This window comes from Microbulbifer sp., assembly GCF_036563125.1.
GTDB lineage: Bacteria > Pseudomonadota > Gammaproteobacteria > Pseudomonadales > Cellvibrionaceae > Microbulbifer.
The window spans coordinates 1-12,803 of the sequence record NZ_DATCMV010000091.1; the positions used below are offsets into that span (position 1 = coordinate 1).

Consider the following 12,803-nt stretch of genomic DNA (forward strand, 5'->3'; position numbering starts at 1 on the left):
GGTTTTGCAGCGGACATCCATTGCACAGTACCAAAGCCCATTGCCAGTACCAGTACAGGTGCTGCGGCTTTCAGGAATTTATTGTTCATGTGTCTTATTTTGCCTGTTTGCGAGTTCGCCAATGGGGACTGCCGGTTTGGAGTTTCCATGGGATCACGAAGTCCATTTGTTAGCTATCGGTCGGAAGCCGGGACGAGCGGATTTGGCGGCGAACGTCCGGGCTGTATGGTGGATGGACTGGGTGGGGAGGCTTTCTGGATGCAGCAGATCAAAAAAAATTTTGCGAAGGGAAAAATGGCGACGCACCAAACGGTTTAGCGGGGTTGACCTTCCCCTTGCGGTAACCCGGAGGCTCTACCACCATGTCCGACACGGGAGAAAAGGGAGGCGAGTTATGAATATTTCACAGGCGGCGCAGCAATCGGGGCTTTCCACCAAGGCATTGCGCTACTACGAATCCATTGACCTGCTGCAGCCCGCGCGCGGCCCCAATGGCTACCGGGAGTATTCCCGTGCTGACGTGGAAACCCTGCAGTTTATTCAGCGGGCGCGGGCCTGCGGATTTTCGGTGGACGAAGTGCGTCAGCTGCTGGCGCTGCACCGGGACCCGGCGCGGCAAAGTCACGACGCGAAACAATTGGTGGAAGAAAAGCTGCAGCAGGTAGAGCTGCAGCTCAAGGCGCTGAAAGCCATGAAAGTGACACTGCGGGAGCTGGCAGACAGCTGCGCGGGCGATGACTCACCGCAGTGCGCCATTCTCTCGCAGTTGGCCAGTAGAGGTTAGGGTACTCAGAAGCGCGGCTCCCAACCGGCGAGAATCCGCTCGCGGGTGTAGGCCGCTGCCTGTGCTTCGGTCAGCTGGCGGCGTTTGTCGTTGACCGCGGCACCTGGGCCGTGGCTTTCGAATTCAAAAAAACGCGCGCCTTCCGGTGCGAACACCGTGGACTTGGTACCGTCGCGACTGGTGCCGCGCATGGAATCCCAGCCGTCGCTGGTGATGTGGTCGTCCATAAATGCGTTGATATACACCGTAGCGCCAATCGCATTCGGGTCCGCATAGCGGCCGTCGGGGAAGTTGGTGGTGGGGTGCCAGGGGCGGCCCAGCGGCGTTGAATTGGCCGGTACGCCCTCCGCCTTCAGCAGGCGGCAGTTGAGAAATACCAGCCCGAACTCGTTGTCGATATCCGTGCTGGGTGCGGTGACATAGCCCACCGTCTCGCGCTCGGCGCCGCGGGGGCGGGTGACGATATCGGAGTTTTCAAACAGCGCCTGACCGGCGCCGAAAATAAAGTCCACGTTGCCCTCGATCACGCTGTCCACAAAATAGCTTCGGCCGGCCTGTACGAACAGGGTGTCCTGGTAACCCAGAAGACGAACATTGCGAAATGCGGCGCGGTCGCTGCTAAGCCCTGTTTCCAGTGCCACCGCCTGGGTGCCGTTGATTTTGTCGGTGTGGTCGCTGGGCAGGGCATCGGTGGCGAGGAAATCAAAACTGTTTTCGATGGTGAGGTTCTCCGCGCGGAAGTCATTCGCCTCAACCGTCAGGGTCGCGGTATCGAAGGTGCCCATTTTGGCCCCGGAGCCTGGCTCCGCGCCCACCGCGGGCATCCCTGCATAATCCCCATAGCTGATGATGGACTTGTCACGCCCGGCGCCGATCAGGTGGATATTGGGTTTACTGACCAGCAGCTTCTCACGGTAGGTACCTTCCGGCAGGTAGATCACGAAGGGCGTTGCACTGTTCTCCGGCGCAGCCGCCAGTGCTTCGGCAATGGTGGGAAAGGCCGGGGCATTGCCGAACCCGGCGGAAGCGGTGCCGACTAAGGCGTCATATTTGCGCTGATCGCCGGTCTGGGCGCAGGAAGTGACCGCAAGCAGGGTCAGCAGCCACAGGCCAGTCTTTATTGAGCGCGCAGTGCGCAGCCCCGCTCCCTTTGCGCGCATCGCCGTGAATATCGCCATGTGTACAGCTCCGTCTAGATATTGGTCAGATCGTGATTTTTATTGGTCAGGCCATTCTAGCGCCCGCTCCACAAGGGGCTCAACCCGCTGCACGCGTGTCTTCACTCCTGAAAAGGTGCCCAAATCCGCCCGCGGGGATCCCCGAGGCCCTTATTTTGCTGGGCTTCCTGAGGTAGAATGCGCGCCCGCTTTAACCGACCAAAGCCGACAGCTCTATGGAAATCAACCCGCTTCTCAACCAGATGAAAGACCTCGCAGAGCGCACCGACGTTCTCAGGGGGTATCTTTGACTACGCTGGCAAGAAAGAACGCCTGACCGAAGTCGAACTCGAACTGGCCGAACCCAGCGTCTGGGATGACCCCGACCGCGCCCAGGAACTGGGCCGCGAGCGTTCTTCCCTGGAAGCCGTAGTAAAAACCATCGAAGACCTCGACAGCGGACTGAGTGACTGCCGCGAACTGCTGGATATGGCAGTGGAAGAGGGCGATGAAGACTCCGTAGCCGAAGTGGCCAGCGAACTCGGAAACCTCGAGCAACAGCTCGAGACCCTCGAATTCCGCCGCATGTTCTCCGGCGAAACCGACCCCAATAACGCCTATCTGGACATCCAGGCCGGCTCCGGCGGTACCGAAGCCCAGGACTGGGCCGAAATCCTGCTGCGCATGTACCTGCGCTGGGGCGAAGCCCACGGCTTCAAAACCACCCTGGAAGAAGCTTCCGCGGGAGACGTCGCCGGGATCAAAAGTGCCACCATCCATTTCCAGGGCGAATACGCCTACGGTTGGCTGCGCACCGAAACCGGCGTGCACCGCCTGGTTCGGAAATCCCCGTTCGACTCCGGCAACCGCCGCCACACATCCTTCTCCTCCGTCTTCGTCTCCCCTGAGATCGATGACAACATCGAGATCGAAGTGGACAAGTCCCAGGTGCGTGAAGACACCTACCGCGCCTCCGGCGCCGGTGGTCAGCACGTGAACAAGACAGACTCCGCGGTGCGCTTGACCCACATTGCCACCGGCATCGTGGTGGCGTGCCAGAGCGAGCGCTCCCAGCACCAGAACCGCGACAAGGCCTGGAAAATGCTCCGGGCGCGACTCTACGAGCAGGAAATGCAGAAGCGCAATGCGGAAAAGCAGGCGCTGGAAGAAAGCAAATCCGACATCGGCTGGGGCAGCCAGATCCGCTCCTACGTACTGGACGACCAGCGCATCAAAGACCTGCGCACCGGCGTACAGACCAGCAACTGCCAGTCAGTGCTGGATGGAGACCTGGATCAGTTTATTGAGGCGAGCCTGAAGGCCGGCCTGTAAATCGGGTTGGCCATACCGAAACTGGTTTTGCCCGCGCTTACGAAGTGAATGACTTCAAATTGAAGGTGGAGTGCTGAGGATTCGGTTTCGAAAGCGTCGGCAACAGGGATGTTGCCGACGCAGCGTACAGGGACGTATTCACAGCGGTTTCGAAACCGAATACTCAGTGCTCCTCCGCCACGGAATTCAGATCAGAGCTTTACAGAAAGGCTACGAAGTCCGAAACACACCCTTAATGACACGTGATAGATCATGAGCAATACACCAACTCAGCAAGACGAAAACAAACTGATCGCCGAGCGCCGCGCCAAACTCAGCGCTATGCGCGAGAAGGGCAATGCGTTCCCGAACAGCTTTCGCCGCGAACATCTCGCCGCCGACCTGCAAAAAGAGTTTGGTGAAAAGAGCAAGGAAGAACTGGAAGCCGAAGGCAACAGCGCCTGCGTAGCCGGCCGTGTAGTCGCCAAGCGCGGCCCGTTCCTCGTGATCCAGGACGCTTCCGACCGCATCCAACTGTACGCCGACAAAGAAGCCCAGGCCGACATCAAAGAGCGCTGGGGTACTTGGGACATCGGCGACATCGTCGGCGTCAAAGGCGCACTGCACAAATCCGGTAAAGGCGACCTCTACGTCAACTGCGAAGAGTACAGCCTGCTTACCAAAGCCCTGCGCCCGCTGCCGGAAAAATTCCACGGCATCGCCGACCAGGAAATGCGCTATCGCCAGCGCTATGTCGACCTGATCGCCACCCCGGAATCCCGCAAGGTATTCCAGCTGCGCGTCCAGATCATTAATTACATCCGCCAGTACCTGAACAACAACCACTTCATGGAAGTGGAAACCCCCATGCTGCAGGTCATCCCCGGCGGTGCCGCCGCGCGCCCGTTCGTTACCCACCACAATGCACTCGACATCGATATGTACCTGCGTATCGCGCCGGAACTCTACCTCAAGCGTCTTGTGGTAGGTGGCTTTGAGCGCGTGTACGAAATCAACCGCAACTTCCGCAACGAAGGTCTGTCCACCCGCCACAACCCCGAGTTCACCATGCTCGAGTTCTACCAGGCGTATGCGGACTACCGCGACATGATGGATCACACCGAAGCCATGCTGCGCGGAATCTGCACCGACGTACTCGGCAGCACCACCGTCGAGTACCAGGGCAAGAGCTACGACTTCGCCCAGCCATTTGCGCGCATCAGCGTGTTCGACTCCATCCTGAAGTACAACCCGGAACTGAGCGCGTCCGACATCGACAACATGGAAGGTGCGCGCAAGGTTGCGGAAAAACTGAATATTCAGGTCAAGGAAACCTGGGGCCTCGGCAAGGTACAGATCGAAATCTTCGAGGCCACCGTCGAGCACCTGCTCGATCAGCCGACCTTCATCACCGAGTACCCGACCGAAGTGTCACCGCTGGCGCGCCGCAACGACGACAACCCGTTCGTAACCGACCGCTTCGAGTTTTTCATCGGTGGCCGCGAGATTGCCAACGGCTTCTCCGAGCTAAACGATGCCGAAGACCAGGCCGAGCGCTTCATGGCGCAGGTTGCCGAGAAAGACGCCGGTGACGATGAGGCCATGCACTACGACGCCGACTACGTGCGCGCGCTGGAATACGGCCTGCCGCCCACCGCTGGTGAAGGTATCGGTATCGACCGTCTGGTAATGCTGTTTACCAACTCGCCGTCTATCCGCGACGTACTGCTGTTCCCGCATATGCGTCCGGAAGCATCCGTCGAGTAATTCTCAGCGGATAAGAAAGGGCGATGGCTTTGCGGCTATCGCCCTTTTTTTTGGCTTGCTAGTAGTTGGCGTTGCTGCCGGGTGTCAGTGACGAATTCCCAAGGGACCCGCCGGCAAATAAATGGTTTCCGTGGATGAGCTGCCCTGGCGTTGTATTTCAACCGGCACCGAGGTGCCCGGTGGCACCTGGTAGACCTGGGTGCGTAGGTCGCCCATATGGAATACCCGCTGGTTGTTGTAGCGGATGATCTTGTCTCCGCTGCGCAGGCCGGCTTCATATGCCGGCGCGGATTCCAGCAGGCCGCCTATCTGGAATTCGGTGCGACCGCCGGTGGCGTCGAGGTACTGTTCGTATTCATCGCGGTTCAGTTCCTGCTCGAATACCCGGTGTGGATTGCTGTAGGTCTGCAGCTTCTCCTGCAATTCCTTGGCGCGCTTGGAACGTTTGTCTTGCAGATGCTGGTATTCGTAGCTGAACTGCATCTGCTCATACGGAATCCGCTCCTGCCTGTCGACGATATACGCTGCCCGCTCGTAGCTGAGGCCCGAATCGGTGAAGCGCCTGATCTGGTTTTCCCGTATGCGTTCAAAACGGTTGCCATTTTCGTGGTCGCGCGAACGTCGGCGGCGGGTGGTTTGCTCCTGCTCTACCGGGGATTCCAGCGAGGCCTGGCGGACATCGCCGAACGTGGATGCCGGGTCGAGGCGCTCGCTGAGATCGTTTACCAGTTCCAGCAACTGGCCCTGGATTTTAAGGGTCTGTTCCAGGGTGTCTTCCAGCTGTTGCACCCTTGTGGCGAGATCACCAGTGGGGGCTGCAGAAGTGGCGTTACCGGAAACCAGGGAATGGCGATTGCCAGATGGGATAGAATTCTCTGCGCTGGTCCAGTAGGCGACAGCGGCGCTTACCAGAAGCAGGGAAACCGCCAGTGGAATGGCGCGTCTGTGCAGTTTCATGGAGTCACCAGTTCACTTCAATAGGCGGCATCCGCCAATTATAGAAGTATCAGGTGATTGGGTAGTTCGTTCTTGACCACGCTGGCAGGTGCCGCTTCTTCCAGCAATTCGCCACATTTTTCCACGCAGTGCACAAAGGCCGCGCCGGTTCTCCCTTTCTTCACCTCGCGGATAAAATTCTCCACGATTTCCTGCCAGCGCTCGTTGGTAATGTGTTCCGCGAGACCGCGGTCGGCAAGTATTTCCACATAGTGCTCCGCCTGGGAGACAAAGATCAGCAGACCCAGACGGTCCTTGGTGTGGTGCAGTTCCTGCTCCAGAAACTGGCGGCGGGCGAGATTGGATGCACGCCAGTATTTTACCGACTTGGGGATCAGCAACATGGTCAGTGGACGCCAGCGGAACAGTACCGCGAGGACGATAAACAGGATCCACTGCAGGGTGAATGCCTGCTGGTATTCAATCCACCAGGGCAGGAATTGCATCAGCGGGGCCAACAGCAGGGCGAGAAACGCTGCCCACAGGGTGGAGATGTAAAGGTAGTTGTCAGAGCGGTGTGCCAGTACGGTCACCAGTTCGGCGTCGGTACGGGATTCCACCGCCTTGATGGTTTCGGCGACCTTGCGTCTTTCGCTCGCGTTCAGCATGTTGTTTTCCATAATTGCCGCCTGACTACCTGTCGCCCCTTTACCAGCCACCAGAGGCGCCACCACCCCCGAAGCCGCCGCCCCCACCACCGAAGCCACCGCCAAAGCCGCCGCCGCCGAATCCGCCACCACCGAAGCCTCCGCCGCCGTAGTAGCCGCCGTAGCGACCGCGGCGATAGTTGCCGTTGTTGGCAGGCGAGCCGAACACCGAGGAGCCGAAGATCTGCAGCATGATAAACAGCAGGAAAATACCTACCAGCAGCGCCAGCTGGCGGTCACCCTTGGACTCCGTCGGCTCGGGCACATACTCGTTTTTGATCACGGCAATGATGGACTCCACGCCGGACATGACGCCGGCATCGAAGTTGCCCGCGCGAAAGTACGGCAGGATTTTGGTGTGGATGATGTTGGAGGAGAGCGCATCGGTCATGGCGCCTTCGAGGCCGTAACCCACCTCGATACGCACTTCGCGTTCATTGGGGGCGACAATCAGCAATATGCCGTTGTCCTTGCCTTTCTGGCCGATTTTCCAATGTCTGCCCAGCTGGTAGCCGTATTCCTCGATGGTAAGCCCCTGCAGGTCCGGCAGAGTGACCACCACGATCTGGTTGCTGCTTTCCTTCTCGTGGCGTTGCAAAATTTCCGTGAGCTGATAGCGGGTGGCCTGGTTCAACAGGTTGGCGTTATCCACCACCCGGCCACTGAGGGTCGGGAATTTCACCTCAGCGGCGGCGAGCCCGGCCCACAACAGGGCTGGGCACAGGAGAAGCAGTAGCGCGACCCTCCGGATCGTCATTCAGGGCTCCGCTGACACATGTAGTGAGAGTTGCCGCTACTGGAAGTCGACTTCAGGTGCCTTGTCGGCATTTTCCGAGGTGGCCTCAAAGGTGTCGCGAATGGGCATGTCGCTGTACATGATGGTGTGCCAGATACGACCGGGGAAGGTGCGAATCTCGCGGTTGTAGCGTTCGACCGCAGCGATATAATCCCGCCGGGCCACGCTGATGCGGTTTTCGGTGCCCTCGAGCTGGGATTGCAGGGCGAGGAAATTCTGGTTGGCCTTCAGATCCGGGTAGCGCTCTACCACCACCATCAGGCGGGAGAGGGCGCTGCTGAGCTGGGCCTGGGCCGCTTCGAACTGCTTCAGCTTTTCGGGATCGTTGATGATGCCGGAGTCCACTTGCATGGAATTGACCTTGGCGCGCGCCTCGGTAACAGCCTGCAGGGTTTCCTGCTCGTGGGCGGCGTAGGCCTTGACGGTTTTTACCAGATTGGGGATCAGATCCGCGCGGCGCTGGTACTGGTTCTGTACCTGGGCCCAGGTGGCCTTCACATTCTCGTCGTAGGAGGGGATGTTGTTGATGCCGCAGCCAGTCAGGCCAAACGCCAGCAGTGAAAGCAACAGGGTTTGCCAGAAACGGCGTTGCGGGAAATTCAGTTCGCCTGTGAGTGCTGTGTTCATTCCGTTCATCCATGTTGGTTCCGAACAAGACAATAATAGACTCCCAAAGGCCTATATCCGGCAAGTTCCGGTAGGCTACCGTTTCAGAGAGCAGTAATGGCATTAAAAGCGACGATATTCAAAGCCCGCGTACAGATCGCGGATATGGACCGGGATTATTACGCGGAGCATCTGCTGACGCTGGCGCGCCATCCGTCGGAGACCGATGAGCGCATGATGATCCGGTTGTTGGCGTTTGCCCACAATGCCAGTGAGCAGCTGGAGTTTACCCGCGGCCTCTCCAGTGACGAGGAGGCCGATCTTTGGCAGCACAGCCTTAGCGGCGAGATTGAAACCTGGATCGAAGTGGGCTTGCCCGCAGAAGACCGTATCCGCAAGGCCTGCGGACGCGCGCGCAAGGTGCTGGTATATGCCTACGGTCAGCGCTCCGCTTCCGTGTGGTGGCAGAAAATGGAATCCGCCAGTGCGCGATTCGACAACCTGGAAATTTTTTATCTGCCCGCCGACAGTTGCGTGCAACTGGCAGCGATGGCGGAGCGCACCATGGATCTGTCCGTCACCATCCAGGATGGGCACCTGTGGTTCGCAAGTAGCGATAACAACATTGAAGTCCTGCCAGAGCGCTGGAAATAAAATTTTCACGGCCCGCCGTAGGCGCGGGCGAGATTAAAGGAGTCTTACTATGCCGTCGTTTGATATTGTTTCCGAAGTGGATAAGCACCAGCTGACCAACGCGGTGGATCAGGTCAATCGCACCATCACTACCCGCTACGACTTCAAGGGTGTGGATGCGGAAGTGGAGCGCAGCGAGTTTGTGCTGACGCTGCGCGCCGATTCCGATATGCAGATCAGCCAGATGGAAGATCTGGTGCGCCAGGCCCTGATCAAGTGCAGCATCGACCCGCTGGTGATGGATGTGGGCGAAGCGGTACAGTCCGGCAAGCAGGTAAAGCAGGAGATCAAACTGAAAAATGGCCTCGACAAAGAGCTGTCAAAAAAGATCGTTAAGATCATCAAGGATGAAAAACTCAAGGTGCAGGCGGCGATTCAGGGCGATGCCGTGCGCGTTACCGGTAAGAAACGCGACGACCTGCAGCAGGTGATCGCCATGTTGCGGAGCAAGGAGCTGGAGCAGCCGCTGCAGTTCGAGAACTTCCGCGATTGAGGTGATCCCTTTATTACGGGACAGACCTTTGAAGCATTTACCCAAGCCGATATTGCGCATTGCCGCGGCGGTGCTGTTGAGCCTTTCTGGGTTGGCCGCACCGGTCGCGGGCGCGCCGGCGCCGGTGCTGCCCGCAAAACTGATTGATGCCTGGTGGATTGACGGCAGCGAGGGGCTGGATATTTCCGGCCTGAGTTTTTGCGCTGGAGAGTTACTGGCGGTGGCCGACAAGGTTTCGGAGCATATATACCGCTTGTCTCCCGAGCCCGGCCGCGATTCCGTCGCGCTTGCCGCCAAGGCGGATTTTGCCCGCCCGCCGTTGCCGGACGATCAGCCGGTGCTGTTGAAGGCCCGTGCGCTGCACTACGCCAGCGTGCCACTCAGCATGGATTTTGAGGGCATTACCTGTGATGAAAGCGGAATTTATTTGCTGAGCGAGCGACACAATCGCATTGCCAGACTCAACGCGCAGCACCAACGGGCCGAGTGGTTACCGGTACGCTGGTCGGAAGCGGCCAAAGCGCGCGGCTTTCTGCGGCGTTTCAATGGGGAAAGCGAGGGTGTGGTTCGGGTCGGTGACGATTTCTGGGTGGCGCTGGAGCGGGACCCAAGGGGGCTGCTTAAACTGAGCGCCGGCGATCAGGTCGGGCGGGATTTTCGAATGTTGCCGGCAGTCAGCGGTCTCGATTTTCACGGTCGCTCGGAAGATCTGGCGGGGCTCGCGGTATACGGCGGTGCGCTGTTTACCCTGGAGCGCAATGCCTTTGCGGTTTGTCGCCGCAATTTCGACAACCTGCAGGCCGAGTGGTGTATTCACTACCGGGATATCGAAGAGGGGCCCAGTTATGTCTACCGGGAGACCCGATTTGGCAAGGGCGAGGGGCTCGCGGTGAGTGAGCAGGGAATATTTGTGGTGCTGGACAACAACGGTGTCGGGCGCGCCGCGGTCCCCGGTGATTCGCGCGGGCTGCTGTTGCACCTGGCATTTCCCGAAGTGCCCCGGGAAAAGCGGTAAGCGGTTTTGGCTGCGACCAAGCTGGATTTACTGCTAAAAGAAGTGCGAGCCTGCCGCTTGTGCGAGCCCCATCTGCCGCTGGGGCCGCATCCGGTTCTGAGCGCGGCGCGCACCGCGCGATTGTTGATCGTCGGTCAGGCGCCCGGTACCAAGGTGCATGCAACCGGAATCCCCTGGAATGACCCCTCCGGCGATCGCCTGCGCGAATGGCTGCAGGTTGATCGCGACACCTTCTACGATACGTCCCGAATTGCCATTGTGCCGATGGGCTTCTGTTACCCGGGACGCGGCAAGGGGGGCGACCTGCCGCCCAGGCCGGAATGCGCACCGACCTGGCATGCGCGCCTGCTGACGGAACTGCCGAATATCCAGCTCACGCTGCTGATTGGCCAGTACGCCCAGCGCTACTATCTGCCCCACTGGTATGGCAGCATTAGCAAAAATGTTCACCACTACATCGATGCGCTTCCCCATGGGTTTTTCCCGTTGCCGCACCCCAGCCCCAGAAACACGTTGTGGCTGAAACGTCGTCCCTGGTTTGACGAGGAAGTGGTGCCGGCGCTCAGGGCGCAGGTGAGAAAAATTCTATAGATTCCGACAAGAAAGAGACGATGCAGGTTTCCGACAAGGTAAAAATCCATCCCAGTTGGCTCTCGGTACTCGAACCCGAATTCAGCAAACACTACATGGGCGAGTTGCGGCAGTTTCTGCAGCAGGAAAAGCAGGCCGGGAAAAAAATCTTTCCCCCCGGTGGCCAGATTTTCAACGCGTTCAATTCCACCCCGTTTGACCAGGTCAAGGTGGTTATCCTTGGGCAGGATCCCTATCACGGTGCAGGGCAGGCCCACGGTTTGTGTTTTTCTGTGATGCCGGGTGTGCGGATTCCCCCATCACTGCAGAATATTTACAAGGAGCTGCAATCCGACCTCGGCATTACACCACCCAATCACGGCTGCCTGCAGCCCTGGGCGGAGCAGGGAGTATTACTGCTGAATGCGACGCTCACGGTTGAGGAAAGCAAGGCCGGGGCCCATCAGGGGCGCGGCTGGGAGCAATTCACCGACGCTGCAGTGCATGCGCTGGCAGAGCAGCGGGAAGGGCTGGTGTTTGTGCTGTGGGGCAGCTACGCGCAGAAGAAAGGAAATTTTATCGACCGCCGCAAGCACCTGGTGCTGGCCGGTCCACACCCGTCGCCGCTTTCGGCACACCGGGGATTTTTCGGCACCCGGCCGTTTTCACAGGCGAATGCCTATCTGCAGCAGCGCGGCGAGACGCCCATCAACTGGGCGCTGCCCGCCGCGGATGCCTTGCGCAGGGTCGCGGTAGAAATCTGAGCGGTTGAAATCTGCAGCGCAGAAATGCCAATCAGGCGAGCGGGTCGGCGTCGGCGTCGTAGGGGAGTTCCAGCAATTCCAGCACGCGACCGTCGGCTAGCTGCAGGCTCTCGCCATCGGCCACCTTGCTCTTGGTGAGTACTGCCAGCAACTCGATTTCATCGCCCACGGGGCAAGCCTGCACGGTATTGCCGACGCTAGAACCACCATTCGGGGTAAATATTTCTGCGCCGGCTTGCGGCAGCTCGCCGCCGTCGATGCGCGCGCGGTACATGCGGCGCTTGGCGGCACCCAGGTACTGCATACGCGCGACGACTTCCTGGCCCGTGTAGCAGCCTTTCTTGAAGCTCACACCGCCCAACAGGTGCAGGTTCACCATCTGCGGGATAAACATTTCGCTGCTGCTCTGGTGAACCTGCGGCAATCCCGCTTCGATAAGCTGCCGTTGCCACTGGCAGTAGCCACTGGCAACAGTGCCACTGCCGGCGAGCTTCTGCCACAGGTCCGCGGCCTGCTCCAGTGGCAACTGAATCACCACATTGCGCTCGCTCAGGCATGCGGCCAGCGCGCGGTGACCGTTATGGTCGAAACTGCGGAGCTGGCCTGCCACCAGATCGGAACTGCTGCCGTGGGACAGGCTCAGGAGATGGCTGGCGGCAGCGCCGGCATCGCGCCCGCAGAGGCCGAACCAATGTTGGCTGTCGCTGGCATCTTCCAACTGGGTTTTGAAAAACACCGCATACTTCTTCAATGCGGCGAGTGCGGTGGCCACCAGATCCCGCGGCAGCAGCAGGATGAATTCCGTCTGCGCGATTTTGAGCGCAAAAAATGCGCTGATCATGCGGCCCTTCGGGTTGCAGTGGCTGCCAAGGGTGAGGTGTTCATCCGGCAGCTTCACCAGATCGCAGGTGAGCTGGCCCTGCAGGAATTTCTGGCTGTCGGGTCCGCTAATGGAAATGGCGCCCATGGGGCTCAGGTCGATCAGCTGCAGTTCAGCGCCTGGGTCGCTGTTCTTCCCCGCGGGAAAGTCCGCTGAGCCTTCATTCCATCGGGCGCCCTGGCTACAGAGAAATTCCTGCCACTGCTGTTGATCCATGCTGAATTCGCCTTCTTCGACCGCTAATTGAAGTGGTGCAGTATCTGGGGTTTTGCGGCGGGATTTCAACTACCGCTATACTGCGCGCACTTTGCAACCCGGCTATTG

General features: G+C 59.2%; 15 protein-coding genes. 9 read left to right on the forward strand and 6 right to left on the reverse strand.

Going from position 1 to position 12,803, the window contains the following annotated elements; translation table 11 throughout:
- A partial coding sequence (locus VIL80_RS07180; RefSeq protein WP_332035439.1) for a hypothetical protein occupies positions 1-318 on the forward strand: 318 nt, incomplete at its 5' end.
- Between the two features lie 76 nt (positions 319-394).
- Positions 395-784, forward strand: a complete 390-nt coding sequence (locus VIL80_RS07185) for a MerR family transcriptional regulator (protein WP_332035440.1) — start codon at positions 395-397, stop codon at positions 782-784.
- A 5-nt stretch (positions 785-789) separates the two neighbouring features.
- On the opposite strand, the gene VIL80_RS07190 is transcribed toward VIL80_RS07185, so the two are convergent.
- Positions 790-1,962 carry a pectinesterase family protein gene (locus VIL80_RS07190; protein ID WP_332035441.1) on the reverse strand — a complete coding sequence of 391 codons (1,173 nt, stop codon included), beginning with the start codon at positions 1,960-1,962 and terminating at the stop codon, positions 790-792.
- Positions 1,963-2,177: 215 nt separating this feature from the next.
- Here VIL80_RS07190 and prfB point away from each other — a divergent pair.
- A protein-coding gene (gene prfB / locus VIL80_RS07195) for a peptide chain release factor 2 (RefSeq protein ID WP_332035442.1) occupies positions 2,178-3,273 on the forward strand; the annotation gives its coding sequence in 2 pieces (ribosomal slippage) (positions 2,178-2,249 and positions 2,251-3,273; 1,095 coding nt in all).
- Between the two features lie 252 nt (positions 3,274-3,525).
- A complete protein-coding gene (gene lysS, locus VIL80_RS07200; RefSeq protein ID WP_332035443.1) occupies positions 3,526-5,019 on the forward strand; it encodes a lysine--tRNA ligase in 1,494 nt (497 codons plus the stop codon).
- An 84-nt stretch (positions 5,020-5,103) separates the two neighbouring features.
- Here lysS and VIL80_RS07205 read toward each other — a convergent pair whose 3' ends face one another.
- The 4 genes from VIL80_RS07205 to VIL80_RS07220 are packed head-to-tail and all read right to left on the reverse strand — an operon-like array spanning position 5,104 to position 8,085.
- Positions 5,104-5,976 (reverse strand): PDZ domain-containing protein, encoded by an 873-nt coding sequence (locus tag VIL80_RS07205; RefSeq protein ID WP_332035444.1) that lies wholly within the window; start codon positions 5,974-5,976, stop codon positions 5,104-5,106.
- Positions 5,977-6,014: 38 nt separating this feature from the next.
- A complete protein-coding gene (locus tag VIL80_RS07210) occupies positions 6,015-6,635 on the reverse strand; it encodes a TPM domain-containing protein (protein WP_332035445.1) in 621 nt (206 codons plus the stop codon).
- Positions 6,636-6,663: 28 nt separating this feature from the next.
- Positions 6,664-7,419, reverse strand: a complete 756-nt coding sequence (locus VIL80_RS07215) for a TPM domain-containing protein (protein WP_332035446.1) — start codon at positions 7,417-7,419, stop codon at positions 6,664-6,666.
- Positions 7,420-7,455: 36 nt separating this feature from the next.
- Positions 7,456-8,085 carry a LemA family protein gene (locus VIL80_RS07220; RefSeq protein ID WP_332035447.1) on the reverse strand — a complete coding sequence of 210 codons (630 nt, stop codon included), beginning with the start codon at positions 8,083-8,085 and terminating at the stop codon, positions 7,456-7,458.
- 96 nt (positions 8,086-8,181) lie between these two features.
- On the opposite strand from VIL80_RS07220, the gene VIL80_RS07225 reads away from it, so the two are divergent.
- Genes VIL80_RS07225 through ung form a run of 5 tightly spaced genes read left to right on the forward strand, consistent with a single transcriptional unit; the run spans position 8,182 to position 11,599 of the window.
- Positions 8,182-8,718 carry a YaeQ family protein gene (locus VIL80_RS07225; protein WP_332035448.1) on the forward strand — a complete coding sequence of 179 codons (537 nt, stop codon included), beginning with the start codon at positions 8,182-8,184 and terminating at the stop codon, positions 8,716-8,718.
- 49 nt (positions 8,719-8,767) lie between these two features.
- Complete coding sequence (locus VIL80_RS07230; RefSeq protein WP_332035449.1) at positions 8,768-9,250, forward strand: YajQ family cyclic di-GMP-binding protein; 483 nt, start codon at positions 8,768-8,770, stop codon at positions 9,248-9,250.
- A 28-nt stretch (positions 9,251-9,278) separates the two neighbouring features.
- Positions 9,279-10,265 (forward strand): YjiK family protein, encoded by a 987-nt coding sequence (locus VIL80_RS07235; protein ID WP_332035450.1) that lies wholly within the window; start codon positions 9,279-9,281, stop codon positions 10,263-10,265.
- Positions 10,266-10,271: 6 nt separating this feature from the next.
- Positions 10,272-10,856 (forward strand): uracil-DNA glycosylase family protein, encoded by a 585-nt coding sequence (locus tag VIL80_RS07240; protein WP_332035451.1) that lies wholly within the window; start codon positions 10,272-10,274, stop codon positions 10,854-10,856.
- 20 nt (positions 10,857-10,876) lie between these two features.
- The gene (ung, locus tag VIL80_RS07245; protein WP_332035452.1) at positions 10,877-11,599 is read left to right on the forward strand and encodes a uracil-DNA glycosylase; all 723 of its coding nucleotides are present in this window, start codon (positions 10,877-10,879) and stop codon (positions 11,597-11,599) included.
- Between the two features lie 31 nt (positions 11,600-11,630).
- Here the strand turns inward: ung and ygfZ are convergent, their stop codons facing one another.
- Positions 11,631-12,695: a CAF17-like 4Fe-4S cluster assembly/insertion protein YgfZ gene (gene ygfZ, locus VIL80_RS07250; protein WP_332035453.1), complete on the reverse strand. Its 1,065-nt coding sequence runs from the start codon at positions 12,693-12,695 to the stop codon at positions 11,631-11,633.
- Positions 12,696-12,803 lie beyond the last annotated feature (108 nt).

What these genes read in the sequence shown, in the direction of transcription:
- lysS (WP_332035443.1), top strand. Translation starts at nt 3,526, where the DNA reads ATGAGCAATACACCAACTCAGCAAGACGAAAACAAACTGATCGCCGAG.
- VIL80_RS07185 (WP_332035440.1), top strand. Translation starts at nt 395, where the DNA reads ATGAATATTTCACAGGCGGCGCAGCAATCGGGGCTTTCCACCAAGGCA.
- VIL80_RS07190 (WP_332035441.1), bottom strand. Translation starts at nt 1,962, where the DNA reads ATGGCGATATTCACGGCGATGCGCGCAAAGGGAGCGGGGCTGCGCACT.
- VIL80_RS07205 (WP_332035444.1), bottom strand. Translation starts at nt 5,976, where the DNA reads ATGAAACTGCACAGACGCGCCATTCCACTGGCGGTTTCCCTGCTTCTG.
- ung (WP_332035452.1), top strand. Translation starts at nt 10,877, where the DNA reads ATGCAGGTTTCCGACAAGGTAAAAATCCATCCCAGTTGGCTCTCGGTA.
- VIL80_RS07210 (WP_332035445.1), bottom strand. Translation starts at nt 6,635, where the DNA reads ATGGAAAACAACATGCTGAACGCGAGCGAAAGACGCAAGGTCGCCGAA.
- VIL80_RS07220 (WP_332035447.1), bottom strand. Translation starts at nt 8,085, where the DNA reads ATGAACACAGCACTCACAGGCGAACTGAATTTCCCGCAACGCCGTTTC.
- VIL80_RS07225 (WP_332035448.1), top strand. Translation starts at nt 8,182, where the DNA reads ATGGCATTAAAAGCGACGATATTCAAAGCCCGCGTACAGATCGCGGAT.
- VIL80_RS07215 (WP_332035446.1), bottom strand. Translation starts at nt 7,419, where the DNA reads ATGACGATCCGGAGGGTCGCGCTACTGCTTCTCCTGTGCCCAGCCCTG.
- ygfZ (WP_332035453.1), bottom strand. Translation starts at nt 12,695, where the DNA reads ATGGATCAACAGCAGTGGCAGGAATTTCTCTGTAGCCAGGGCGCCCGA.
- VIL80_RS07230 (WP_332035449.1), top strand. Translation starts at nt 8,768, where the DNA reads ATGCCGTCGTTTGATATTGTTTCCGAAGTGGATAAGCACCAGCTGACC.